24 protein-coding genes are annotated in these 23436 nt (G+C 36.6%); 11 read left to right on the top strand and 13 right to left on the bottom strand.

Annotation, left to right across the window (positions count from 1 at the left end):
* The first annotated feature begins 93 nt into the window (after positions 1-93).
* The 3 genes from prfA (at position 94) to G440_RS0106920 (ending at position 3165) form a co-directional block, all read left to right on the top strand.
* The gene (gene prfA, locus G440_RS0106910) at positions 94-1170 is read left to right on the top strand and encodes a peptide chain release factor 1 (RefSeq protein ID WP_026450639.1); all 1077 of its coding nucleotides are present in this window, start codon (positions 94-96) and stop codon (positions 1168-1170) included.
* Positions 1171-1574: 404 nt separating this feature from the next.
* Positions 1575-2396: an orotidine-5'-phosphate decarboxylase gene (pyrF, locus tag G440_RS0106915; RefSeq protein ID WP_026450640.1), complete on the top strand. Its 822-nt coding sequence runs from the start codon at positions 1575-1577 to the stop codon at positions 2394-2396.
* The gene (locus tag G440_RS0106920) at positions 2383-3165 is read left to right on the top strand and encodes an ABC transporter substrate-binding protein (RefSeq protein WP_034259149.1); all 783 of its coding nucleotides are present in this window, start codon (positions 2383-2385) and stop codon (positions 3163-3165) included. The genes pyrF and G440_RS0106920 overlap by 14 nt, the downstream gene beginning before the upstream one ends.
* A gap of 31 nt (positions 3166-3196) precedes the next feature.
* On the opposite strand, the gene G440_RS0106925 is transcribed toward G440_RS0106920, so the two are convergent.
* From G440_RS0106925 to G440_RS0106940, 4 genes are all read right to left on the bottom strand, one after another.
* Positions 3197-3379, bottom strand: coding sequence for a Lacal_2735 family protein (locus G440_RS0106925; RefSeq protein ID WP_026450642.1), 183 nt, complete (start codon positions 3377-3379; stop codon positions 3197-3199).
* Between the two features lie 120 nt (positions 3380-3499).
* On the bottom strand, positions 3500-4213 hold the full coding sequence (locus G440_RS0106930; RefSeq protein ID WP_034259152.1) for a DUF4197 domain-containing protein: 714 nt from the start codon (positions 4211-4213) through the stop codon (positions 3500-3502).
* Positions 4214-4299: 86 nt separating this feature from the next.
* Positions 4300-5250, bottom strand: coding sequence for a T9SS type A sorting domain-containing protein (locus G440_RS0106935; RefSeq protein WP_026450644.1), 951 nt, complete (start codon positions 5248-5250; stop codon positions 4300-4302).
* Positions 5251-5381: 131 nt separating this feature from the next.
* Positions 5382-6335 carry a T9SS type A sorting domain-containing protein gene (locus G440_RS0106940; protein ID WP_026450645.1) on the bottom strand — a complete coding sequence of 318 codons (954 nt, stop codon included), beginning with the start codon at positions 6333-6335 and terminating at the stop codon, positions 5382-5384.
* A 164-nt stretch (positions 6336-6499) separates the two neighbouring features.
* Between G440_RS0106940 and G440_RS0106945 the strand changes: the two genes are divergently transcribed.
* The 3 genes from G440_RS0106945 to G440_RS0106955 all read left to right on the top strand — a co-directional run bounded on the left by G440_RS0106945 (position 6500) and on the right by G440_RS0106955 (position 10972).
* Entirely contained in the window at positions 6500-9946 is a 3447-nt protein-coding gene (locus tag G440_RS0106945) for a methylmalonyl-CoA mutase family protein (RefSeq protein WP_026450646.1), read from the top strand.
* A 64-nt stretch (positions 9947-10010) separates the two neighbouring features.
* Positions 10011-10511: a type II RES/Xre toxin-antitoxin system antitoxin gene (parS, locus tag G440_RS0106950; protein ID WP_026450647.1), complete on the top strand. Its 501-nt coding sequence runs from the start codon at positions 10011-10013 to the stop codon at positions 10509-10511.
* Between the two features lie 2 nt (positions 10512-10513).
* Entirely contained in the window at positions 10514-10972 is a 459-nt protein-coding gene (locus G440_RS0106955; RefSeq protein ID WP_026450648.1) for an RES family NAD+ phosphorylase, read from the top strand.
* Here G440_RS0106955 and G440_RS0106960 read toward each other — a convergent pair whose 3' ends face one another.
* Complete coding sequence (locus G440_RS0106960) at positions 10973-11593, bottom strand: hypothetical protein (protein ID WP_026450649.1); 621 nt, start codon at positions 11591-11593, stop codon at positions 10973-10975.
* 77 nt (positions 11594-11670) lie between these two features.
* Complete coding sequence (locus tag G440_RS0106965; protein ID WP_026450650.1) at positions 11671-12066, bottom strand: hypothetical protein; 396 nt, start codon at positions 12064-12066, stop codon at positions 11671-11673.
* Between the two features lie 121 nt (positions 12067-12187).
* Here G440_RS0106965 and G440_RS0106970 point away from each other — a divergent pair, with 121 nt between their 5' ends.
* Together G440_RS0106970 and G440_RS19600 are read left to right on the top strand one after the other, a co-directional pair.
* Positions 12188-12631 carry an Lrp/AsnC family transcriptional regulator gene (locus tag G440_RS0106970; RefSeq protein ID WP_026450651.1) on the top strand — a complete coding sequence of 148 codons (444 nt, stop codon included), beginning with the start codon at positions 12188-12190 and terminating at the stop codon, positions 12629-12631.
* Positions 12632-12731: 100 nt separating this feature from the next.
* On the top strand, positions 12732-12935 hold the full coding sequence (locus G440_RS19600; RefSeq protein ID WP_034259154.1) for a hypothetical protein: 204 nt from the start codon (positions 12732-12734) through the stop codon (positions 12933-12935).
* 1 nt (position 12936) lies between these two features.
* On the opposite strand, the gene G440_RS0106980 is transcribed toward G440_RS19600, so the two are convergent.
* Both G440_RS0106980 and G440_RS0106990 read right to left on the bottom strand, forming a co-directional pair.
* Positions 12937-14160, bottom strand: a complete 1224-nt coding sequence (locus G440_RS0106980) for an MFS transporter (protein ID WP_026450652.1) — start codon at positions 14158-14160, stop codon at positions 12937-12939.
* Between the two features lie 764 nt (positions 14161-14924).
* Positions 14925-15557: a hypothetical protein gene (locus G440_RS0106990; RefSeq protein WP_026450653.1), complete on the bottom strand. Its 633-nt coding sequence runs from the start codon at positions 15555-15557 to the stop codon at positions 14925-14927.
* Positions 15558-15735: 178 nt separating this feature from the next.
* Between G440_RS0106990 and G440_RS0106995 the strand changes: the two genes are divergently transcribed.
* Positions 15736-16341: a DUF1684 domain-containing protein gene (locus G440_RS0106995; protein WP_026450654.1), complete on the top strand. Its 606-nt coding sequence runs from the start codon at positions 15736-15738 to the stop codon at positions 16339-16341.
* Here the strand turns inward: G440_RS0106995 and crcB are convergent.
* Complete coding sequence (gene crcB / locus G440_RS0107000; RefSeq protein ID WP_026450655.1) at positions 16338-16709, bottom strand: fluoride efflux transporter CrcB; 372 nt, start codon at positions 16707-16709, stop codon at positions 16338-16340. The genes G440_RS0106995 and crcB overlap by 4 nt on opposite strands.
* A complete protein-coding gene (locus tag G440_RS0107005) occupies positions 16710-17765 on the bottom strand; it encodes an SRPBCC family protein (protein ID WP_026450656.1) in 1056 nt (351 codons plus the stop codon). It lies immediately after the preceding gene.
* A 147-nt stretch (positions 17766-17912) separates the two neighbouring features.
* Between G440_RS0107005 and G440_RS0107010 the strand changes: the two genes are divergently transcribed.
* Positions 17913-19952, top strand: coding sequence for a dipeptidyl-peptidase 3 family protein (locus tag G440_RS0107010; protein ID WP_026450657.1), 2040 nt, complete (start codon positions 17913-17915; stop codon positions 19950-19952).
* A 122-nt stretch (positions 19953-20074) separates the two neighbouring features.
* Here the strand turns inward: G440_RS0107010 and G440_RS0107015 are convergent, their stop codons facing one another.
* The 3 genes from G440_RS0107015 to G440_RS20605 all read right to left on the bottom strand — a co-directional run bounded on the left by G440_RS0107015 (position 20075) and on the right by G440_RS20605 (position 22168).
* Positions 20075-20770, bottom strand: coding sequence for a hypothetical protein (locus G440_RS0107015; RefSeq protein ID WP_026450658.1), 696 nt, complete (start codon positions 20768-20770; stop codon positions 20075-20077).
* A 29-nt stretch (positions 20771-20799) separates the two neighbouring features.
* Complete coding sequence (locus tag G440_RS0107020; protein WP_026450659.1) at positions 20800-21492, bottom strand: hypothetical protein; 693 nt, start codon at positions 21490-21492, stop codon at positions 20800-20802.
* Positions 21493-21682: 190 nt separating this feature from the next.
* Complete coding sequence (locus G440_RS20605; RefSeq protein WP_026450660.1) at positions 21683-22168, bottom strand: hypothetical protein; 486 nt, start codon at positions 22166-22168, stop codon at positions 21683-21685.
* A gap of 812 nt (positions 22169-22980) precedes the next feature.
* On the opposite strand from G440_RS20605, the gene G440_RS0107035 reads away from it, so the two are divergent.
* Complete coding sequence (locus G440_RS0107035) at positions 22981-23367, top strand: pyrophosphohydrolase domain-containing protein (RefSeq protein ID WP_026450662.1); 387 nt, start codon at positions 22981-22983, stop codon at positions 23365-23367.
* The last annotated feature ends 69 nt before the right edge of the window (positions 23368-23436 follow it).

Raw genomic sequence — 23436 nt, forward strand, 5'->3', positions numbered from 1 at the left:
AAATCAAGGAGTTTCTTCATTAAAAATATCATTTTTTCTTTCGAAATATTTTCGACGAAAAAATTGTAAATTTGCACCCACTATAAAATCTATATGTTAGACAGACTTCAAATTATAAAACAACGTTTTGACGAGGTGAGCGACCTCATTATCCAACCTGATGTTATCACCGATCAAAAGCGATACATTCAGTTGAATAAGGAATATAAGGATCTTAGAATCTTAATGGATAAGCGGTCGGAATATTTGGAGCTTACCGATAACATTACTGAAGCAGAAGAAATAATTTCAGACGGTAGCGATGCCGAAATGGTTGAGATGGCCAAACTGCAACTTGATGAAGCTAAAGACCGCATTCCTGTTTTGGAAGAAGAAGTAAAATTTCTTTTAATTCCAAAAGATCCAGAGGACTCTAAAAATGCCGTAATGGAAATAAGAGCCGGAACTGGAGGGGATGAAGCGAGTATTTTTGCTGGAGACCTGTTTAGAATGTACACAAAATATTGCGAAGGAAAAGGCTGGAAAACAAACGTTATAGATTTGAATGAAGGAACCAGCGGTGGTTTTAAGGAAATTCAATTTGAAATTGAAGGTGATGATGTTTACGGAACTTTAAAGTTTGAAGCTGGAGTTCATCGCGTTCAGCGCGTGCCACAGACGGAGACCCAAGGACGTGTGCATACAAGTGCCGCAACCGTTATGGTTTTTCCTGAAGCAGAAGAGTTTGATATAGAAATTAACCCCAAAGATGTTCGTGTAGATTTCTTTTGTTCGTCTGGGCCAGGAGGGCAATCGGTGAATACAACCTATTCAGCAGTACGTTTAACACACGTTCCAACAGGTTTAGTGGCACAGTGTCAAGACCAAAAATCACAGCACAAAAACAAAGAGAAAGCATTCCGTGTGTTACGTTCTCGTTTGTATGATATGGAGTTGGCTAAAAAGCAAGCTGAAGACGCTTTAAAACGCGGGTCTATGGTTACAAGTGGAGACCGAAGCGCCAAGATTAGAACCTACAATTATTCTCAAGGACGGGTAACCGATCACCGAATAAACTTTACATTATACAATTTAGGGAATATTATGAATGGAGACATCCAAGAAATAATTGATGAACTTCAATTGGTGAGTAACACAGAAAAGTTAAAAGAAACCGGGGAAACATTTTAAGGAAAATGACTTAGGATAGTAGGACGTAGGACGTAAGACAAGGTGGTGATAAAATTGAAATACTTTTAATGAAGGTTGAAATAATCCTATGTCTATCATCTAATTATTTATATAACGAACGGAAAAATAATAACTTATACGTTTAAGAATAAAGAGATTTCTAAAGAATTTTGTTTATACACTAATATTACAATCCGTTCAAAACAGGCTGAAAGTCTGTGAAATTTAAAGCGTCTTATTTGCGCAATTGTTTTCAATAAATCGGGAGATTTGTGAAAATTTGTGTTATTCGTGGCAGTAATTAGTTAAATAAAGTTCGAAATCTTGGACGCGCCCGAGTATAGAACTTATATCCTCCAGTCTTATATCCTAATTAAACAATCAACAGCATAAATTTAACTACAATGACAACCAATCAATTAGTTTCAGAAATTAAAAGAAAAAAATCATTTCTTTGTGTTGGTCTCGATGTGGATCTTGAAAAAATACCATCCTTTCTACTAAAAGAAGAGGATCCTATTTTTTCCTTCAATAAAGCTATAATTGATGCGACCCATCATTTTGCTGTTGCATATAAACCTAATACCGCCTTTTATGAAGCTTATGGTATAAAAGGTTGGCAATCACTTCAAAAAACAATAAACTATTTAAACGAAAACTATCCTGATATTTTCACCATTGCCGATGCAAAACGCGGTGATATAGGGAATACTTCTTCGCGTTATGCAAAAGCTTTTTTTGAGGATATGGCGTTCGATTCCATAACGGTTGCGCCTTATATGGGTAAGGATTCCGTGGAACCCTTTCTCGCTTTTAAAAACAAGCACACTATTTTATTAGCACTTACTTCAAATGAAGGAGCCTTCGATTTTCAAACAAAAAAGCTTGGAGAAGACGAATTGTACAAGCAGGTGTTGAAAACTTCCAGAGCATGGCAAAATAGTGAAAACCTGATGTATGTTGCAGGTGCTACAAAAGCCGAATATCTTGCTGAAGTAAGAAGGATTATTCCAAATAGCTTTTTGTTGGTTCCAGGAGTAGGGGCGCAGGGCGGAAGCTTAAAAGAGGTTTGTAAATACGGTCTAACCGAAAATATTGGATTACTCGTAAATTCGTCACGAGGGATTATTTATGCCTCCAATAAAAGTGATTTTGCCGAAACTGCCGCTCAAGAGGCTAAAAAAATGCAGCTTGAAATGAAAATCATACTTGATGGAATGCGTTGATCAGTTAAATAGAGCTTTAAAATTCGAAAAAACGCCTTCCCGCATTGTTTCGTTAGTTCCCTCCCAAACCGAATTATTGGTTGATTTAGGCTTGCGCAGCCAGATTGTTGGTGTCACCAAATTCTGCTTACATCCAGCTGATTTACGAAATAAAAAAAATATTGTTGGTGGAACTAAGAGCGTAAAACTGAACAAAGTTAAATCGCTGCAGCCAGATATCATCATCTGTAATAAGGAAGAGAATACAGAAGAAATGGTTCTTCAGTTAGAGAAGATCGCTCCCGTTTGGATTAGTGATGTCAACTCTGTTTCTGACAGTTTCAAAATGATTGAAGCCTTTGGAGAAATTTTTAATGTTTCTGAAAAAGCTGCAGCCATCAACACAAAGATTGCGTCAGAGTTACAGGCATTTCAAGAATTTGCTTCGGACCTACCTTTGCGGAAGGTTTTGTATTTAATTTGGAAAAATCCCTATATGGCTGCTGGGAGAGATACTTTTATAAATAAACTTCTAGCAATCAATAATTTTAAAAATTTAATCGAAGATCCCAAGTCTCGTTATCCAGAAGTAAATACGGAGCTTTTTAAAGAAGCAGATGTAGTGCTTCTTTCAACGGAACCCTATCCTTTTAAAGAAGCGCATGTTTTAAAGTTGCAAAATGAAATTGAGGCAGAGGTACTTTTAGTGGATGGAGAATATTTTAGTTGGTACGGTTCGCGGTTGCAGAATGCGTTTAAGTATTTTAAAACTCTACACGAAAAAAAGTAATTTAATACGACGTTTAGAAATCTAATTGGTATTACGTATCGCTTTGTTCAAGTGAAAGGTAATTTATTTCCTGAAATAGGTTTAGTGCTTGACGATGTAGGCTTTCACTTTTTTCGGTATCCTTCAAAGAAGTTTCGTAAGATTTTCTCATCAAATAAGTATATCTCTCTTTTAAACTTTCTATTCTAGACTTTTTACTAAACCAATTCATCATTTCCCTATTATTCTTAGGGCAAAGATAGCTTTGTATAACAGAATTTACTGCCAATGATGGGTTAAGGCTATCATAAATACCTTAGATATCACAGCAATAACGTTAAAAAATAAAGTTTTGCTAATCCTGTAAGGCAAATACTTGTTTTAAGAGCGTGGTAGTTCGTGCAGAGACACTGCTTCGAATCTCTTTTTCTTCAACGCTAATCATTTTATAAACTCCACTAAGAGCCTCATTGGTAACATAGTCAGTAAGGTCTGGATTCACTTTGGTCACAAAGGGAACCGAGTTATATTTTGTGATAATGTTACTCCAAATTTGGTCGGCACCTACTTTTGAAAAGGAATTCTTAATAACCGGATTAAACTTGGTGTAAAGCGCCGTATTGGTTCGCTGCTGCAAATAATTGGTAGCTGCGTTATCTGGCCCCAATAAAATATTTTTCGCATCGGAAAAGTTAATTCCTTTTACAGCGCTAACAAATATGGGGGTAGCTTCATTTACGGCGTCTTCAGCGGCTCTATTTAACACTTTTAGTCCTTCATCAGCTAAGCTTCCCAGCCCGATATCTCGAAGGGTCTGATCTACTTTTTGCAACTCTTGGGGCAGCATGATTTTTACCAACTGGTTTTTATAAAATCCATCTGGTTTAGTGAGCTTGGTTACTTGTTTTTCAATGCCCTTATCCAGAGCCTGACGCAAGCCGTTTGCTATTTGAGCTGAATCCATTCCAACCCCGGTTTGGTTTGGGAGGTTGTTTGCTACTTGTTGTAATTCTGCGCACGATAGCAGCGTAAATACTGCACAAAATAGGAAGGCTTTCTTAATCCACATAGATTTTGATGTTTTGAGATTCCAAATATAAAAAAGACCCTTCGAATTCGAAGGGTCTTTTTATATAAAACATTTTTTTAAAATTCTTATTTAAGAACCTTAACTGTGTTGGAAGAATTTCCAATAGTTACTTTAACTAAGTAAGATCCAGATGGAAGGCTGCTCATGTTAATCGCTGGAGAAATTTTTCCAGGGTTTTCTTGAAGAACAACTTTCCCTAAGATGTCATAAACAATAACATTATCTACAGAAGCCGCAGATTTAATGTTCAACATATCTTTTACTGGGTTTGGATATACTGAAAATTTGTTTTCAGAAAAATCGTTAGCAGCAAGAATGTCACCGCTAAAAAGCTTAACATTATCAACGTACATATTATTAGTTACACCAGCAGAGTAGAAATCAAGACCTGCCAATTCAATAAATACTTGCGTGTTAAATTCAAATGGCCAATTTTCAATAGATGTTGGAACGTCGTTTATAAACATATCCCAAGTTTGGAGATCCAGATTATAAACGCAGTCAACTTTAAACCACTCATCTTCTGGATAGGTAAAGTTTACTGCAGCTATAGTACAAGGTTCTGCCTCGGGACTTTGATCGATACTACCAGATCCTGGAGTAGAGCCACCACAGTTAAAGAAAACGTTACCTCCCATCAAAGCTTGATTCCATGCTTGTCCCTCAGGAGTTAATGCAGCTTGCATGTTGAAGTAACCAGAGGCACCAGCAGGAATATAAGCATAATATTCAATAGAGTAAATCCCAGATAATGGAGCAGAAGGTACCAAAAGTATCTCATCGCTCAATACATTTCCACTGATAAGCAAAGATTGATCTCCAGAGAAAGCTTCGTCGTCAGAAACGTCGGCATCATCCGTACCTCCATCTACACCACTCCAAGTCCTCCAATGATCTGCTTGTGCAGCAAGAGGGCCTAAATTATAAGATTCAAAATCGTCTGTCAGCTCGGTTTGAGCATTCATAGATAGACTAAAAGCACCTAATGCAAGTGCCAAAATGTAAGTTTTTTTCATAATATAAAGATTTTAGTCTGTAAAGTTACAGTATTTATATAAACTCACAAGGAATTGGTTTTTTTTCTAAATTAAAAAAGGTCTTTCAATTCTTGAAAGACCTTTAGGTAATGTAAAAAATTTAAAGGGTTTTATTTAAGAACCTTAACCATTTTGGAAGAACCTCCAATAGTTACGTTTACCATATAGGTTCCAGAAGCTAAGCCGCTCATATTAATAGCTGGAGAAATCTTTCCGGGGTTTTCTTGAAGAACAACTTTCCCTAAGATGTCATAAACAACAACATTATCTACAGAGGCTGCAGATTTAATGTTTAGCATATCTTTCACTGGGTTTGGATATACAGAAAATTTATCGGCAGTAAAATCTTCTGTTCCAATTAATCCGTTAGCAAGTGTTACATTGTCAATATACATCTGGTTGTTAGAGCTTGCTGAGTAAAAGTCAAGTCCTGCCAATTCAATAAATACTTGAGTTCCAAACTCAAAAGGATAATCACTAAATTTCAGGTTATCATTGATTTTCATGGACCACGTTTGATTGTCAAGGTCGTAAATATTTGTTACTTTAAACCATTCGTCTTCTGGATAGCTAAAGACTACATCATATGCAGAACAATCGATTAGACCAGTAACTCCACCTTCTCCGGGAGTGTTACCTCCATTACCGGTATCATCATCCTTACAGTTAAAATAAACGTTTCCACCCATTAATGCTTGTTGCCAGTCACTTCCATTTGGAGTTAAAGCTGCTTGCATATTAAAGTATCCTGATTTTCCCGCTGGAACGTATAAGTAAAACTCCATGGTATAATCTCCACTCAAAGGAGCTGAGGGAGTCAGAAGAATCATATCGCTTAATTTATTGTTGCTGATAAGCAAAGATTGATCGCCAGAGAGAGCTTCGTCGTCGCTTACATCAGCATCATCACTTGTGCCACTAGCACTCCAAGTTCGCCAATGATCTGCTTGTGGTGAAAGCGGACCTAAGTTGTAAGATTCAAAATCGTCTGTCAGCTCCGTTTGAGCGTTCATCGATAAACTAAATGCACCTAGAGCAAGTGCCATAATGTAAATTTTTTTCATAATGTTTTGGTTTTAAATGTTTAATATTGAGCAAGCAATATACAAAAATAATAAATAAACACAACGGTTTTTTGAATTATTTTTAACATCATTTTAGGGGTTAGGGGTTATGTTCGTTAGGTTTTCATTAAATTTGCAACTTCTATATTTAAGAAAACTAAATTATGCAACAGATAAAACCATATAAACCAAAATATAAAGTCCGTATAGTAACAGCAGCCTCCTTGTTCGATGGCCATGATGCGGCCATTAATATTATGCGGCGTATCATTCAATCTACTGGGGTGGAGGTAATTCACCTTGGGCACGACAGAAGCGTTGAAGAGGTGGTGAATACCGCCATTCAGGAGGATGCCAATGCAATCGCCTTGACTTCCTACCAGGGTGGGCATAATGAGTACTTTAAATATATGTATGATTTATTGCAGGAAAAAGGTGCTGGCCATATTAAAATATTCGGCGGCGGCGGCGGCGTGATTCTTCCCTCCGAAATCGCGGAATTAATGGATTATGGCATTACGCGTATTTATGCTCCCGATGACGGGCGTGAACTTGGGCTTCAGGGAATGATCAACGACTTGGTGGAACAGGCTGACTTTGCTATAGGCGATACATTGAATGGAGAGGTTGACAGACTTGCAAAGAAAGATATTGGGTCAATTGCGCGGATTATTACTTCTGCGGAAAATTTCCCTGAAGTGGCAAAAGAAGCACTCGACAAAATTCATATTAAAAATAAAAAGTCAAAAACTCCGGTTTTAGGGATTACTGGAACCGGTGGCGCTGGAAAATCTTCCTTGGTAGATGAATTAGTGCGAAGGTTTCTGGTGGATTTCCCGGAAAAAACGATCGGGATTGTTTCTGTGGATCCGTCTAAGAGAAAAACAGGTGGAGCCTTGTTGGGAGATCGCATTCGTATGAATGCCATCAACTCGCCACGAGTTTATATGCGCAGTTTGGCGACTAGACAAAGCAATCTTGCGCTTTCAAAATATGTAGCGGAAGCTATACAGGTATTAAAAGCTGCAGAATATGATTTAATTATTCTAGAAACCTCTGGAATAGGGCAGAGCGATACCGAAATTATAGAGCATAGCGATGTTTCATTATATGTGATGACTCCCGAGTTCGGTGCCGCAACGCAGCTTGAAAAAATTGACATGCTTGATTTTGCCGATTTGGTTGCTATCAACAAATTCGATAAACGCGGTTCATTGGATGCCTTACGTGATGTAAAGAAACAATACGTACGCAACCACCTATTGTGGGATACTCCGCAAGACGAACTTCCGGTTTATGGAACTATTGCGTCGCAATTTAATGATCCCGGAATGAACAAGCTTTATAAGGCTATAATGGCCGATATTGAAGAAAAAACCAGTGCAGATCTTAAAAGCGATTTTCACGTTTCGGAAGAAATGGAGGAAAAGGTTTTTGTAATTCCACCGGCGCGCACACGTTATCTTTCTGAAATTTCTGAAAGTAATAGAGCTTTTGATAAAAAGGCTTTTGATCAGGCTGAAGTAGCACAAAAACTTTATGGAATTTATAAAACAATGGAATCCGTTTCTGGTGAAAAGCCAGAACTTGACAAAGGTGGAATTGTTTCAGAATCTATAAAAAGATCAGAGAACTTGCCTGCCGGTATGGCAGGGAATCAGGACTTATTAAGACTCTTGCTTGCCGAATTTGACCGTGAAAAGTTGAATTTAGATCCGTATAACTGGGAAGTAATCACTGGTTGGAGTGAAAAAGTTCAAAAATACATAAATCCAATTTACAGCTTTAAAGTTCGTGGAAAGGAAATAAATATAGATACCCATACGGAGTCTCTTTCGCATACGCAAATTCCTAAAGTCTCACTTCCAAAATATCAAGCTTGGGGCGACATCTTAAAATGGACGCTTCAAGAGAATGTTCCTGGAGAATTTCCTTATACTTCTGGCTTGTATCCTTTTAAAAGAACAGGGGAAGATCCCGCGCGTATGTTTGCTGGTGAAGGCGGACCAGAGCGAACCAACAGACGTTTTCATTACGTGAGTATGGGCTTGCCGGCCAAAAGACTTTCCACCGCTTTTGACAGTGTTACATTATACGGAAATGATCCAGACCGCCGCCCAGATATCTACGGAAAAATTGGGAATGCCGGAGTTTCTATTTGCTGTTTGGATGATGCCAAAAAACTGTATTCCGGCTTTGATTTGAGCCATCCTCTGACTTCAGTAAGTATGACCATCAACGGTCCTGCCCCAATGTTGTTAGGTTTCTTTATGAATGCCGCAATAGATCAAAACTGCGAAAAATATATCGTTGAAAATGAAATGCAGGCCGATATTGAAAAAAAAATCAATAAGATTTATAAAGAAAAAGGAATCGAACGCCCAAAATATCACGGAAAATTACCAGAAAGCAACAATGGCTTAGGCCTGATGCTTCTTGGTACAACTGGCGACCAGGTTTTGGATGCTGAAGTTTATAACAGAATTAAGTATGAAACTTTACAGCAAGTTCGCGGAACAGTTCAAGCAGATATTTTAAAGGAAGACCAAGCCCAGAACACGTGCATCTTTTCAACGGAATTTGCCCTGCGATTGATGGGCGATGTCCAGGAATATTTTATTGAGAAAAAAGTTCGGAACTTTTATTCGGTTTCTATCAGTGGGTATCACATTGCGGAAGCGGGAGCAAATCCAATTACCCAATTGGCGTTTACGCTTTCAAATGGGTTCACGTACGTGGAATATTATTTGAGCCGGGGAATGGATATCAATGAATTTGGACCAAACCTTTCTTTCTTTTTTAGCAATGGAATAGATCCTGAATACGCAGTAATAGGAAGGGTTGCTCGTAAAATTTGGGCAAAAGCCTTAAAGGAAAAATACGGTGCCAATCCAAGAGCACAAATGTTGAAATATCATATCCAAACTTCCGGGCGTTCGTTGCACGCGCAAGAGATTGACTTTAATGATATTCGTACTACGCTTCAAGCCTTATACGCTATATACGACAATTGTAATTCCTTGCATACCAATGCTTATGACGAAGCTATAACCACTCCAACGGAAGAAAGCGTACGTCGTGCAATGGCCATTCAGCTTATTATTAATAAGGAATTAGGACTTGCCAAAAACGAGAATCCAATTCAAGGTTCATTTATCATAGAAGAATTGACCGATCTTGTTGAGGAGGCTGTTTTAAAAGAATTTGACAGTATTACCGAACGCGGTGGAGTTTTAGGTGCGATGGAAACCATGTATCAACGTAGCAAAATTCAAGAAGAAAGCTTGTATTATGAAACCTTAAAGCACAATGGGGAATTCCCGATAATAGGTGTGAATACGTTCTTGAGTAGTAAAGGTTCCCCCACAGTTCTTCCTGCCGAAGTAATACGCGCAACTGAAGAAGAAAAGCAAATACAGATAGAGACCTTGCAAAACCTACATAAGATGTACGGAAATACAGCTAATGAGACTATAGAAAAAATTCAAACGGCAGCAATTCACAATGAAAATATGTTTGAAAAGCTAATGGAGGCTACTAAGGTATGTTCTTTGGGACAGATAACAGAAGCCTTGTTTGAAGTGGGAGGGCAATATAGACGCAATATGTAAAAAAGAGGGATTAAATTTCTTAAACACGACAAAAATACATATATTTGTGTAAAATGTCGTGGATATGAAAAGGTATGGAGCTCATAATGATGTGAATTTAATTAAGGAACCAGAAGTTTTTTACCTTCTGGATAATCCTTTTGATAGAATAGTAAGCGTTTTGGGAGGTGTTGGTCAAGTAGGTCAAGTTGTAAATAGTGATATAGATCTCATTCACATTACGAGAAAAGGTTTGCCAAAAAGCGTGGTTTATTCCTTGTGTGAAGTTTTAAACATTTCTATGGATAAACTAAGCGATCTGCTGCATGTTTCACACCGCACCCTACAGCGAAAGGCAGATGATGATCTATTAACTGTTTCAAATTCAGAACAGCTTTTTGAAATTGCCGTGGTGGTTTCTGAAGGGATAGACGTTTTTGAAACGCTTGATAACTTTAGAAAATGGTTGCATTCTACGCCATATATCTTTAATGGTCAAAAGCCCCTTGATTTTTTAGATACCCGGTTTGGTATTCAATATGTTAAAAACATCATGGGTCGTATTGCTCATGGAATTCCTTCTTAGTTGTGCGAATTTATAGAATAACCAAAACACATTATATAGAAGATTTGTCTGGGGAAGGGGCTAGACTTTATGGCGGCCGCTGGAACATGGTGGGCGATGCGATGTTATATTTTGCGCAAAATCTTTCCTTAAGCTTGCTTGAAATAATTGTTCACGTGGACTATGCCGAACTTCCGCTGGAATATTCTTTTATTGAAGTCGAAATTCCTGATTCATCGATAAAAGAGATACAGTCCATAGATTTTATAAAGCCTAAATGGAGTACGGAAGAAGCCGTAAACCAATTACAAATGTTTGGCTCAAAGTGGCTTAAAAAGAGTGAAGCCTTGGCTATGAAAGTTCCTTCCGCGGTTTTACATCAGGAGCATAATATATTGATAAATCCTTCCCACAAAGATTTCGGTAAACTTAAAATTATCAGAAAAGATAAAATGGATTTTGATCCGCGTTTATTGCGATAGTTATTCTTCGGAATCATCCTCCTCGTCCCAATCTTCTTCAAGATCATCATAATCATCCTCCTCTTCATCATCGTAGTTCCCAAAGAATTCATCGGGAATATCGTTTGGGTCAAATGGAATATCATCGTCAGGATCGTGGTCGTCATAATTTATTCCAGGTGGATTGAATAATCCCCAACGGTCAATGATATAATCCCAAGGGTCGAAGGTTTTTACCCATTCCGCAAAAAGAATCCGGAATTCTTCCACTTCTTTTCGCAGTAAATCTAAATATTCAGTTTCCTTAAAACCGTGCATCTGTATGCCTCGGGCATCTAAAATAATTTCACGAGCTGCCCTACGGATAAGTGCAGCATTTTCCATTTTAATATCATAGAGATCAACACCCTCGGCACCGGCAATTTTAGCTGGAATGATCATGGAGTTTGACATTAGATAATCCAGATTGTGCTCCAGCATTTGCTTTTCACCTTTCCGCTTAAACTTGATATCGGTGTTTTCTACAGACTTAACCAAATGCCTTACCAACTCTGAAATTTCTTCGGCTTTAATAAATAATGGCATTCGTCGTACACGATTGTGCCGCTCCATTGGATCAAAATCATCTTCTTCCTCAAACATAGTATAGTGGATTAGGTTCTATACAAATGTAAGGATTGAATTTTAATAAATAAACCGAAAGTATGTAGATTGGAAAATTAGAGTGTAAGTCTCCAGGTATGCTGTAGTTTTCTGAATTTTTTAAGCTCTTTACGCAGTAGGGGTAAAAAATCTTTTCCGTTACTATTCACTCTTTCCAAACGTTCGCAGTTTTTATACAGCAAGTTTGAAAGTCGCATCACGGAAGCGGCGTATTTATGTTTTTCTTCGGAAAACGACTGGCTTTCTGCCTTCAGAATTTCAGGTCCCAGAGACACGGATTGCTGAACAATATCCCCTGTAAAATAAATGTTTGGATCTTCCATTCCATTTCTTTGAAGATGAGCAAGGTCCTGGCTAAGATAGGTAGCTATATTTCTACTTAATGAGAATATATCTAAGGCTTTATTATAAATAGCCGAATGCGAATGGTTTCCGAAGGAAGGCGATGACATTTTATTGTTCTTTTTATAGCGAATCAAATTTAAGCACAAGAAACGGTTTTAAGCAATTGATTTTAAAGTGAATTACTATATTTGCTTTAATTATGATGTTAATTTCACATTAAAGCTTAATATGAGTATAGATAAATTGAATTGGAAAATTCTCAATTGTCTGCAGAAAAATGCGCGGCAACCCAATACAGAAATAGGAAGACAAGTAGGCATGAGCTCGCCCGCAGTATCCGAAAGGATCAAAAAAATGGAAGATTCCGGCATTATTCACGGATATCACACTTTGGTATCACCTTTTGAGGCGGGTTATCAATTTAAGGCTATAATTACACTTCGCGCTTTTATGGGGAAACTTAAACCTTTTCTCGAAATTGTAAAAACCTATGATGAGGTTCTCAATTGCTACCGAATAACCGGAAACGAAAATATTGTGATGGAAGTAGTCCTAAAGAATCAGAAACACTTGGAGGCATTTATAGACCAACTTATCATTTATGGCGAAACAAAAACCCAAATTGTTCTTTCTCAGGTGGTAAAAAACAACGACTTAAAACCTTTAACCTGACTTTTTGTTGTTAAATATCTGGTAATTGGATTGCTTTTAAGATTTTGATAAACGCTTTCAAGTTATCTTTATCACTATAACACCCAAACCAAAATTTGATATGAAAAAATATACTTTCCATTTTTTAGTAATCACCATTATTTCAGCTTTACTTGGTTTTACGGGATTGGATTATCCTGGCGCTACAGTGGTGAGGCTAATTTGTTTATTTGGTGGAATAGCACTTATGATATCTTGCTTGGATTCGGTAATTCTAAGTCGGAAAAACCGTAGAAACCTTAAGAAGGAAAAAATCAAAAGTTAATTTAAGCCTTTCTTCTCTCGGCTTTTCTAAGCATAAAAAACAACCATATGGTTAGACTTGCCACGAAAAGCAGGAATATGGCAAAAATATTCCACGTACTAAAATAGCCAAAGCTGTTTGCCATATTCATGCCGCCGTTATGGCCAATTAGATGCGCAATGCTAAAACTCATACTGTATAAGCCCATGTAACTTCCCTTTCTTCCTTTCGGTGCCATTTCAAGTGCTAGCGCGTTTGAAAATGGAAAGCCAATCATTTCTCCCAAAGTCATTAAAAACATCGCAATTACCAAAACCCCAGTCCAACTTGTAAAATTTAAGACCAAGAAACTGAGACCAAGGAAGAAAATACCCCAGAAAGTAGCCATCGTTTTTGATATTTTTTTCCTGTCGAGCCAGCTAATTAAAGGCATTTCAAAAATTACTATGGTCGCTCCATTTATAAACATTAACCAGCCAATTAGATCTTCTGAAAGAAAATGTACTTTTTCGTAATAGATTGGCATCACTGAAAAATATTGAACAAAAGCGAGACTGTTCGCCACCATAATAACGAAAAACAAGATAAAGAGTTTATTTAGATAAGGAGGAACTCCTTCTTTTACAACAATTGTTTTTTCAGGTTTTTTATCCTTTTGTTTCTTAGGTTTTAATAGCGCAATAACGCCGAAAGCTGCTAAAATACAAGTGACTCCATCAATCCAAAAAAGAGAGCTGTAATTGATATTTGCGATTATCAATCCACCAACTAAAGGGCCTACGGAAAAGCCTAAGTTTATTGCCAACCTAATTAATGTAATACTTCGGGTAATGTTTTCCGGTCGGCTATACGTATCTGCAGCCACAAATATTGCTGGCCTTCCAGAATCGGTCATCAATGTCAATAAAAAAATACCGATGCAAAACCCATAAAAGGAATCTATAAACTGCAGTAACATAAATCCAACTCCACCAAAAAACAGACTAAAAAGAATAACTTTATAAAATCCGATGCTATCTGTCAATCTACCGCCAAAATAGGTTCCCACCAAAGACCCCAGACCAAAACAAGACATAATCCAACCTACATGGGGCAAATCAAAACCTTCAACATTGATAAGGTACAATGATAAAAATGGAATTACCATGGCTCCAGATCGGTTCACAAAAGTGACTAAGGCCAAAAGCCAAATTTCGTGGGAAAGCCCTCGGAAATTCGCTAGATAATTGGTATATATTTTTCTCATCAGTATTTAATAGGAGTAATACCAAATTAACAATGTAATGTCGCATTTAAACTCGTTCATTTTCCGTTCTATTTCCCTGCCTGCCGGCAGGCAGGTTGCTCATAATTTCCATAGCTATGGCTATGCAAACCAATCGCAGCGTCATAGAACGAAAAAGCAACTTCGTTTTCTGTACGACATTACAAAATTAAATTGGTATAAGATGGAATATCTAACTTCTCATCATTGTTTTTTAAAAATTGATAATAGGATTTTTGTTCCTGGTTTCTTCTGTTAAATGTAAAACGTCCCGATTTTAGCCGGGACGTTTTACTATTGAATAATTTTATTGCTATATAATCAATACATACATCACCGATTTTTCCATCTGTAAATGACCGGAGTTGATTGGCGGATATATGTGTTATTCTTCATTTTTAGATTTAATTTGTAATCAAATGTAGTGAAAAAATCTTTTCGTAAATAAAAAAATTGTATATCCGTAATCAATAATATGATTGATTTTGTCATTTTGTGCTTTGATTTTTGCGTCCGTAAACATAGCCTTTGAAAATGACGGAATATGCCATGAAAGGGCAACATATTATAAGATAGGGCAGCGCCCTATCAGCACGTAACCAGGTTAAGGTCAGCCCTGAAAGGGCAGTATAAATGGCCGTCGTTCTATAATGCAGTTAATTATTGCGCTCTTTCAGGGTTGGTTTATCAATGTTCTTTAAATTTTGGTAATATATTATGACGCTTTACGGACACCCAATAAAAAATTAATCTAAAACACGTTTTAAGGCTTGTGCAAACTTATATCCAGCTTTGATGTAGGCTTTCTCCATCCTTCTGAAACTAGGCCAATCTTTAAGATTGTAACTTTCATTATTGGTTCCCATTGCTCTGCTTATATCTGTAGCGAATAAAATATTGGATGGGTTTGCTGTTTCATAAAAACTTAATGTCATCGACACTTTTGATGGCTGTTTCCCTACAATTACGTTATATCCAAAATACATCCAATCACTGTTTACTTGAATTGTGTATTTTGCAGTGCTATCATTCCTATTGAATACCGGCGTATTATCATATTTGGCAGTTCTTTCATTTAAGGTATTTATAAATGCTTCTTGCCATTGATTGTTTTTGTATTCATCATAAAGAACAAGCCATTCTTTGGCAGCTTGCTTGTCTTTCCATTCAGAAACTTCCACATAGCGGTTTTGAAGAAACTCCACTTCTGGGATGTTTTTCCCGTCAAATGTAAGACTGTCGAAAGTAAATAACACATTCACTTTTTGTTGTTCTGCCAAAAAGACAAGTTCTTTTTTATCAATACGAATATGTTGAGCAAGGCAAAACTGACTGCTGAAAGTAATAAGGAGAATTAGAAGGGTAAATCTGTATTTCATGTTTTTTAATTTTAGCTAAAAATAGAAATAAATAAGAGTTATGAACTACTACTTTTTATTTTATAAAACGTCTTATTGGGGTGAGTCGTGTATTTCACTCGCTCGGTGAACGTTAGATTGTTTGAAATATCACGTTATAAAGATAAATTTCTTTTCTATTTTTACGGAAAACCCTATTATGAAGAACTTACTACTTCTTTCATTGCTGTTATTCAGCACCGTTATTATCGCGCAGGATCAAGTTCTTGTTTCTGAAAGCCAATCGGCACAAGATGAATTGAATGAGGAATACACAAATCCCGAAACTACGATTTTAACCCCTGAGGATTTTAAGGATTTCAAAAACTTGGAATTTTATCCAATAGATTTAAAATATCGGGTTAAGGCGAAACTGATACGTACTCCAGACGAAAAGCCATTTTTAATGCCAACTTCAACGGAACGTCTGCCAGAATACGTAAAATATGGGGAGGCACATTTCACCTTAGAGGGAAAGGATATTGTGTTAAATCTTTTTAAAAGCACGCAGCCCTATGATGAACCTGGTTATGAAGATTATCTCTTTGTGCCCTTTACTGATTTAACAAGCGGTGATGGCTCGTATGGAGGTGGAAGATATATAGATCAAAGAATTCCGGAAGGAGACACGATTATTATTGATTTCAACAAAGCATATAATCCGTATTGTGCTTATAACGCTCGCTATTCTTGCCCCATTCCTCCAAAGGAAAACGACATATTAATTAGAATTGAAGCTGGAGTAAAAGATTTCGGGAAGCATTAAAAAAACTTCACTAACCACATTCCCAAGAAAACCATAGCAAATCCAATTACAAAACTGGCTATTGTGTAAAGCGCGAAAGACATAAAGTCGCCCGCCTTTAAAAAGAGATGGTTTTCATAGGCAAAGGTAGAAAAAGTGGTAAATCCGCCACAGAATCCAGTGGCCAAAAACAAAACGGTATTTTGGGAAAGGGAATTGTTTTTTAAGGCAAGTCCAAGAATTAGACCTATTAGTAAACTTCCCAAGACATTGGCAGCAAGGGTTCCGAAAGGAATTCCGTTTTCATAATCGTTTAAATATTTGGAAAGCACATAACGCAAAGAACTTCCGAAACCTCCGCCTAAAAAAACCAATGCTAATTGTTTCATCTAAATTCCTTGTTCTATCGGTTCAGGAGTTGAAATTATTGGAATATAAACCTCGGTTACCCAATTTGCCGGATTTGGAACTTTTTCGGGATCGGTTATATAGACTTCAAACATTTTTCCATCAGGATCTATCTGAAGCGAATTTTTATCCATATACTTTCTTGTTTTGGTATAGGCTTCCTCCAAGTGTTTATAATTTCCTTTTAAAGTAGTTTTCACAGCAGAAACGGGTTCCATATAACCACAAACCACTGGACTGCCCTCTGGCGTGATTACTTGTTCTCTAACAGGCACACCTGTTGAAAAAATAACCGTATTATTTGCATTGTCTATTTGGTTGTAAAGAGTGAAAGGGTTTCCAGCCGTATTCAGCTTATTTCTAGTAACAAAACCCATTACTTCATTCATCATTGGTTTTGTTTTTTCTTCGAGCTCATCCTGTTTGGCAACCGAAGTAGTGTACATATAGTAACCTCCGCCGTATTGGGTAACGCCATCTACGTTTATAGCGTATTGCTTCATGTCTTCTATCACCTCGGCAGCTAATCCTTCAAGACCAACTTTATTCATTTCGTGGACTTTGGATTTATAATCACTTCCCTTTATAGATTGATATGCCTTGTCTACTAGGGTATGTTCTCCCTTTGTTCCCCAAGTTACTTTTGTTCCATTTTCAACTTCCTCAAAATCCCAATACATGATAGAATTTCGTTCGCCCATGGGGGTTTTTACGAGTAAATTTTGTTCAATTTCTTTATTAGGAATAACCTTAGTTGTAGTGATTGATCCATTCATATTACCATTCCAGGAATAAGAAGCACCCTCGCCAGATGTTTTTTCAGCATAGGTAAATGTAGTCTCAGGATCTTCTTTTTTCCAAGGTCCCCATTTTTCCCAGCTTTTAAAATTATTCACTTTGCTGAAGACAACTTCTGGTGGAGCATCAATTACCATAGAATCTTGAATATCATAAGTTCCATCTTTTGTGCCAAAATAAATAGCGCTACCAATTATAATAATAAGAACAAGAAAAAGTAAGTACTTTAATATTTTCATTTGCTTAGAGTTGATTTGCATTGCGAAGATAGTTAAAAATCATTGATGCTACTGAAAATCAATGGCTGCAATCCTATTTCAATTTACCATATTTAATATTGGGAAATATATTTTAGTACATTTGCTAAAATCAATAAAATATTTAAAATGAAGAATAGCTTTTTATTTGCCATGGCAATGTCTGGCATGCTGTTTTTTTCCTGTAATGAAAAGAAAGAGGAAAAAGATATGGCCCAAGTGGAAACTGTAGAAACTACAGACTTTGATTATAACGTTGAGCAGTTCGACGATATTAAAATCTTACGTTATCAAATTCCAGGTTGGGAACAGCTTACATTAAAGGAACAAAAACTAGTATATTATCTTACTCAGGCTGGTTTGGCAGGAAGAGATATTATCTGGGATCAGAATTATCGTTTCAACCTTACTATTAGAAAGGCATTGGAAAATGTTTACAATACCTACGAAGGCGATAAGACTACTGAAGATTGGAAAAACTTTGAAATCTATTTAAAACGCGTTTGGTTTAGCGGTGGAATTCATCATCATTATTCAAATGCTAAAATGAAACCAGACTTTTCTTCTGACTATTTAAAGCAACTTTTAACGGATACCAATACGCAGTTGGAAGGGGAAGCTTTTGACGTACTTTTTAACGATAAAGATTCCAAAAAAGTAAACCAAGCAAAAAGAGTGGATAATGTAGCTGAAAGTGCAGTAAACTTTTACGGGCCAAACGTTACCAATAAAGATGTGGAAAATTTTTATGGCAATAAGAAATCTCCAGATCCAAAAAAGCCACTTTCCTACGGTTTAAATTCAAAACTGGTAAAAGAAGATGGAACGCTTAAGGAGTTGGTTTATAAGTCTGGTGGACTTTACGGTTCTGCAATTGATAAAATAGTTGAATGGTTAGAAAAGGCAGAAGGTGTTGCTGAAAACCAAGCGCAAGGTGATGCACTGGGTCTTTTGATTAAATATTATAAAACCGGAGATCTTCAAACTTGGGATGATTATAACGTGGCATGGACAAAAGCTACCGAAGGTAATATCGATTATATAAACAGTTTTATTGAAGTTTATAATGATCCATTGGGATATAAAGGCTCTTTTGAAACCATCGTTCAACTAAAGGATTTTGACATGTCAGAAAAAATGGCAGTCGTTTCTGAAAATGCACAATGGTTTGAAGACAACTCTCCTTTAATGGAAGAGCACAAAAAGAAAAATGTTGTAGGGGTAACTTATAAAGTAGTAAACGTTGCAGGTGAAGCTGGAGATTCTTCTCCAAGTACGCCAATTGGTGTAAACCTTCCAAATGCAAACTGGATTCGTGCTGCCGTAGGAAGCAAATCGGTTTCACTGGGTAATATTATTGATGCTTACAACAATGCGGGAAGCACTGGTAGATTGAAGGAATTTGTAAATGATGAAGAAGAATTGGAGTTGGAAGAAAAATACGGGCAACTGGCAGATAAACTTCATACCGCACTTCACGAAGTTATTGGGCATGCTTCTGGGCAGCTTAATCCAGGTGTAGGCGAAACAAAGGAAACCCTTAAAAACTATGCTTCTACTTTGGAAGAAGGACGCGCAGATTTAGTTGGTCTTTATTACCTATACAATCCAAAATTGCAAGAACTTGGCTTGGTTGACGATTGGAAAAAAGTTGGAATGGCAGCTTATGACGGATACATCCGTAATGGGTTGATGACGCAATTGATTCGTTTAAATCTTGGAGACGATGTTGAAGAAGCGCATATGCGAAACCGCCAATGGGTTTCAGCTTGGGTTTTCGAAAAAGGAAAAGCCGATAACGTGATTGAAAAGATAACGCGTGATGGTAAAACCTATTACAACATCAACGATTATGATAAACTACACGATTTATTTGGTCAATTACTTCGCGAAACACAACGAATTAAAAGTGAAGGTGATTATGCCGCGGTGGAAAATCTAGTTGAAACCTATGGTGTAAAAGTGGATCAAGATCTTCATAAGGAAATTTTAGAGCGTAATAAGCAGTTTACAGCAGCGCCTTATAGCGGTTTTGTAAACCCAATGCTTGTTCCAAAAATGAATGATGATGGCGAGATTGAAAGCTTTAGCGTTGAACAGCCAAAAGATTTTGCTGAACAGATGTTATACTATTCAAAAAATTACAGCAATTTGCCTGCTATGAATTAATTCTTGTTTCAAATAATTTAAAAACCTCCCAGAAAGTTAATTCCTGGGAGGTTTTTTTATTTAAAAATGAAACAAATCAATTTGGCTAATTGTACTATTTGATTTTTTAAAGTAAAGGATATCTACTTAATCCTTGCCTGAAACTCGCTAATGGCATTGGTGTATTTCCGCAACAAGCGATCCCAGTCCTTAAATAGTTGGTCCTGATGAGGGTTGCTTTGGGCTTGTTGAGACTGTTGACTGATCAACTTTAACTTAAATACTAGGGGTTCTGTAGATGTTTCTTTTATTATAAAGCGGGTGCGTACCGTATTTTGGGTATAAGTCTGTGAATTCCATCCTGTTCGCAGATAGCCTGTTTCTTTATCTGCCATTTCTATTACGTCCACATAGGTTAGCAAAATCTGGTTAATGAGTTTCCAGGCTTGGTCTTTATCAATGTTTTCACATTTTAAAATAATATCTCTATTTAAGTTTTCTGCATAAACAGTTGCTTCGTGAGATTCGTCTGGCCGCATTTGTACGGTGTGCGTTTTCGATAGTTTCTCCATTTCCTTCTTATTGCAGAATTCTATTTTCTCTGTAAGGAAACTTTCTTTTTTTATGATTACCACAACGCAGTCTTCTTTAGGAACAACAATCAAAGCTGTACCTGTACCTATCTTTCTGCCATTCATAAATATTTCGGCATCTTTTTCTGAAGTTCGCAATTCTATTTTTTTCTTTCCCATTACGGCATCAAAAGTTTTGTTTTCCGCAATAGATGATGGCGAAATTATGAAAACCATGATGGTAAAAAGTAGTAGTATATTTTTCATATTATTTCTTTAGAAGGTTTTTTATTCAATTAAAACTGAATTCCAACAGTGAACTTGTTGAAATTGGAAAATCCAGCTGTAAGGCCTATTCCGTTAGACTTTAAAGTGAATGAAAAATCCAAGAATACTCCGTAGTTAAGGTGGGTTCCGTTTTTCTCATTCTCTGCGGTAAAGGCAAAAAGGTTTACTGCTTCTGGATTGGATGGATCTATGTCGGCTATGTCAAGTTCTAGATTAGTGCTTTGTATAAGTCCATACCCTACAAAAGGCACAATATAAAGTCCATCAATTATTTTGAGACTATAATTAAAATTAGCACTGGCGCCATATATTATAAGGTAATCTTGCTCAATTTGATTGACAACGTCATCACTGAATATTTGTCCACTGACAAAGCCGCGGATATCAATGTACAATTCTTTATAGATTGTAAAGGTGGGAATGTCTAAGGCTAAAGTATATGCCTTGTCCGCTCCAATATCACTGGCATCTAGGGATGCAAATTGGTTGCTAAAACTGGTGCGCAACCTAAAAGGTTTATGCCGGTCCAATTTAATCATCTTGTCAAGTAGCTCTTGTTCTTTTTCGCTGAGGCCGGTGTTTTCTTCTTCCTCAACCTCTTCCATTACTTCACCGGTATCTGGGTCTATGGTTTGGGCGTAGCCTATTCCGCTTCCTGTGGTGATAAAAAGAAGAAATAATAATTTTAGTACTGTTTTCATATGGGTTAGATTAATTGTTGAATATCAAAAATAGGTTGAAGAAGAAAATAAAAAAATACCCTGTGGAGGGTATTTTTAAGTGAAAAGCCTTCAAACAATTAAGGTTGAAGGCTTTTTCAGAATAAAATAGGTTGACAGGTTTATTGTTTAACAATGCAATACTGTCTTAAGTGTTTACAGTGCCGGTTTCTTAATTACCAGCGTCGCAAGTAACGCCATATCCACCTACAATTACATCAATAGATCCGTTAGCTTGTAAATTTGCTTCCAAGACATACTCCGTTCCATTAATTGTAATCGTGCAGGTATTTGGCGAGATGCTCCCTAAATTATGTGCGTAAAGAGTTACATAGTTATAGCCATTGTAACCAAAATCATAATCGACACTTATTTTGTTTGAAGGACCATCGAGGACTTTTTCGTCAACAATAACATCGCCGTTTGCAATTATAGAAACAATGTCCCCATCAATCTGTCCGTGGTCCCATGCTTCAATGGTCGATATCCTACCTTCAATTTCAATACACCCCAAAAAAGTGTTTGGACGGTCAAGATTAGTAGAAGGTATTATAGAAGTGTCATTTATTTTTATTTCATTGTCATCATCTTTACTACAGCTTGTTAAAATGATTGAAAAAAGTAATAAGATCGGAATAAATAATTTTAATTTGGTCATGAGTTAGTTGTTTTAAGTTGTTGATATTGACAAAGATGGGAATCAAGATTGAGATAGGCAGGAGATAAAACCCCCTTTTTACAAAGGATTTTTCCCTATTAAAGCTATACATAGAGGAAATATGAGAAAGTTTAAGCTTGCTTTTTTGGTAATTGTTAAATGGCTGAAATGCCGAGTAGAATAAGCTTATCAAAAAGTTGATTGACAACATGGAACTTCTCAAGATAATTATAGGCTTTTCGCTATAAATCAGTAAAGAATGAATCTATTATTAATCATAAGACGCTAATACTGTGTAGTGGTATTCAAAGGATGCGACATTTAAAAACACGAGTCTTTAATATAGCTTTCATAGAAGAATTATGGGTAATGCTATTATCCGAAATGTATTTAATACACAATTGAGAATAAGAAAAATGGTAATTTTTACAGGAGAATCAAGGCTTGAAATATGTTTTCATTACTATTAATAGAAGAATGAAAATAATAAATCCGACTAGTACCCAAAGGCTTCCTTTGTAGTATTTTTTATGTAGCTTCTTATCGCCACGGTAGCTAATTATCATTACAATGATAAAAGCAACAAAGAATATAATGGCGAAAACCAATTGGCCCGTACTGAACATTAATTTGTAGTTTTGTGGCTGCAAAAATAGAGATTAATCAGGAAACAAGAGACAAGACTTAAGGGAAACACAACAAATTTGGGAACCTATTCAAAATTGTTCTAGCTTCTAATTCAATTTTGAATCCATTGACCAAATATATATCAATTAATAACTAAAAGATACCCGCCTTCGCGGGACAGAAATATGAAAAACAAAATAACAGCCGTTAAAGAATTTCACAAAGCATTTGGCTTGGGGTTTAAAGAAACTCCTACTGCCGATCTTGGCATCAAAAAAAATCTATTGCGCTATAAGCTGATGCGTGAAGAAAATGAGGAATACCTTGAAGCAGCCAATACCAATGATCTGGTTGAGGTTGCAGATGCGCTTGGAGATATGCTTTATATTTTATGTGGGACGATTATAGAACATGGTATGCAACATAAAATTGAAGAAGTCTTCAATGAGATCCAACGCAGTAACATGAGCAAATTGGGAGCAGATGGAAAACCAATCTATCGTGAGGATGGAAAAGTTTTAAAGGGACCTGATTACTTTCAGCCTAAAATTAAAGAAATACTTGAAGGGTAAAATTCCAAATTCCAAATTCCAAATTCCAAAAAGTTTGATCTTTTGCAATTTGGAATCTTGGTCTTTATT

Origin of the sequence: Aequorivita capsosiphonis DSM 23843 (assembly GCF_000429125.1) — a bacterium.
GTDB lineage: Bacteria > Bacteroidota > Bacteroidia > Flavobacteriales > Flavobacteriaceae > Aequorivita > Aequorivita capsosiphonis.

Excerpts from the sequence above, each read along its gene's own strand:
- prfA (WP_026450639.1), top strand. The coding sequence starts at position 94 with ATGTTAGACAGACTTCAAATTATAAAACAACGTTTTGACGAGGTGAGC.
- pyrF (WP_026450640.1), top strand. The coding sequence starts at position 1,575 with ATGACAACCAATCAATTAGTTTCAGAAATTAAAAGAAAAAAATCATTT.
- G440_RS0106920 (WP_034259149.1), top strand. The coding sequence starts at position 2,383 with ATGGAATGCGTTGATCAGTTAAATAGAGCTTTAAAATTCGAAAAAACG.
- G440_RS0106925 (WP_026450642.1), bottom strand. The coding sequence starts at position 3,379 with ATGATGAATTGGTTTAGTAAAAAGTCTAGAATAGAAAGTTTAAAAGAG.
- G440_RS0106930 (WP_034259152.1), bottom strand. The coding sequence starts at position 4,213 with ATGTGGATTAAGAAAGCCTTCCTATTTTGTGCAGTATTTACGCTGCTA.
- G440_RS0106935 (WP_026450644.1), bottom strand. The coding sequence starts at position 5,250 with ATGAAAAAAACTTACATTTTGGCACTTGCATTAGGTGCTTTTAGTCTA.
- G440_RS0106940 (WP_026450645.1), bottom strand. The coding sequence starts at position 6,335 with ATGAAAAAAATTTACATTATGGCACTTGCTCTAGGTGCATTTAGTTTA.
- G440_RS0106945 (WP_026450646.1), top strand. The coding sequence starts at position 6,500 with ATGCAACAGATAAAACCATATAAACCAAAATATAAAGTCCGTATAGTA.
- parS (WP_026450647.1), top strand. The coding sequence starts at position 10,011 with ATGAAAAGGTATGGAGCTCATAATGATGTGAATTTAATTAAGGAACCA.
- G440_RS0106960 (WP_026450649.1), bottom strand. The coding sequence starts at position 11,593 with ATGTTTGAGGAAGAAGATGATTTTGATCCAATGGAGCGGCACAATCGT.
- G440_RS0106965 (WP_026450650.1), bottom strand. The coding sequence starts at position 12,066 with ATGTCATCGCCTTCCTTCGGAAACCATTCGCATTCGGCTATTTATAAT.
- G440_RS0106970 (WP_026450651.1), top strand. The coding sequence starts at position 12,188 with ATGAGTATAGATAAATTGAATTGGAAAATTCTCAATTGTCTGCAGAAA.
- G440_RS19600 (WP_034259154.1), top strand. The coding sequence starts at position 12,732 with ATGAAAAAATATACTTTCCATTTTTTAGTAATCACCATTATTTCAGCT.
- G440_RS0106980 (WP_026450652.1), bottom strand. The coding sequence starts at position 14,160 with ATGAGAAAAATATATACCAATTATCTAGCGAATTTCCGAGGGCTTTCC.
- G440_RS0106990 (WP_026450653.1), bottom strand. The coding sequence starts at position 15,557 with ATGAAATACAGATTTACCCTTCTAATTCTCCTTATTACTTTCAGCAGT.
- G440_RS0106995 (WP_026450654.1), top strand. The coding sequence starts at position 15,736 with ATGAAGAACTTACTACTTCTTTCATTGCTGTTATTCAGCACCGTTATT.
- crcB (WP_026450655.1), bottom strand. The coding sequence starts at position 16,709 with ATGAAACAATTAGCATTGGTTTTTTTAGGCGGAGGTTTCGGAAGTTCT.
- G440_RS0107005 (WP_026450656.1), bottom strand. The coding sequence starts at position 17,765 with ATGAAAATATTAAAGTACTTACTTTTTCTTGTTCTTATTATTATAATT.
- G440_RS0107010 (WP_026450657.1), top strand. The coding sequence starts at position 17,913 with ATGAAGAATAGCTTTTTATTTGCCATGGCAATGTCTGGCATGCTGTTT.
- G440_RS0107015 (WP_026450658.1), bottom strand. The coding sequence starts at position 20,770 with ATGAAAAATATACTACTACTTTTTACCATCATGGTTTTCATAATTTCG.
- G440_RS0107020 (WP_026450659.1), bottom strand. The coding sequence starts at position 21,492 with ATGAAAACAGTACTAAAATTATTATTTCTTCTTTTTATCACCACAGGA.
- G440_RS20605 (WP_026450660.1), bottom strand. The coding sequence starts at position 22,168 with ATGACCAAATTAAAATTATTTATTCCGATCTTATTACTTTTTTCAATC.
- G440_RS0107035 (WP_026450662.1), top strand. The coding sequence starts at position 22,981 with ATGAAAAACAAAATAACAGCCGTTAAAGAATTTCACAAAGCATTTGGC.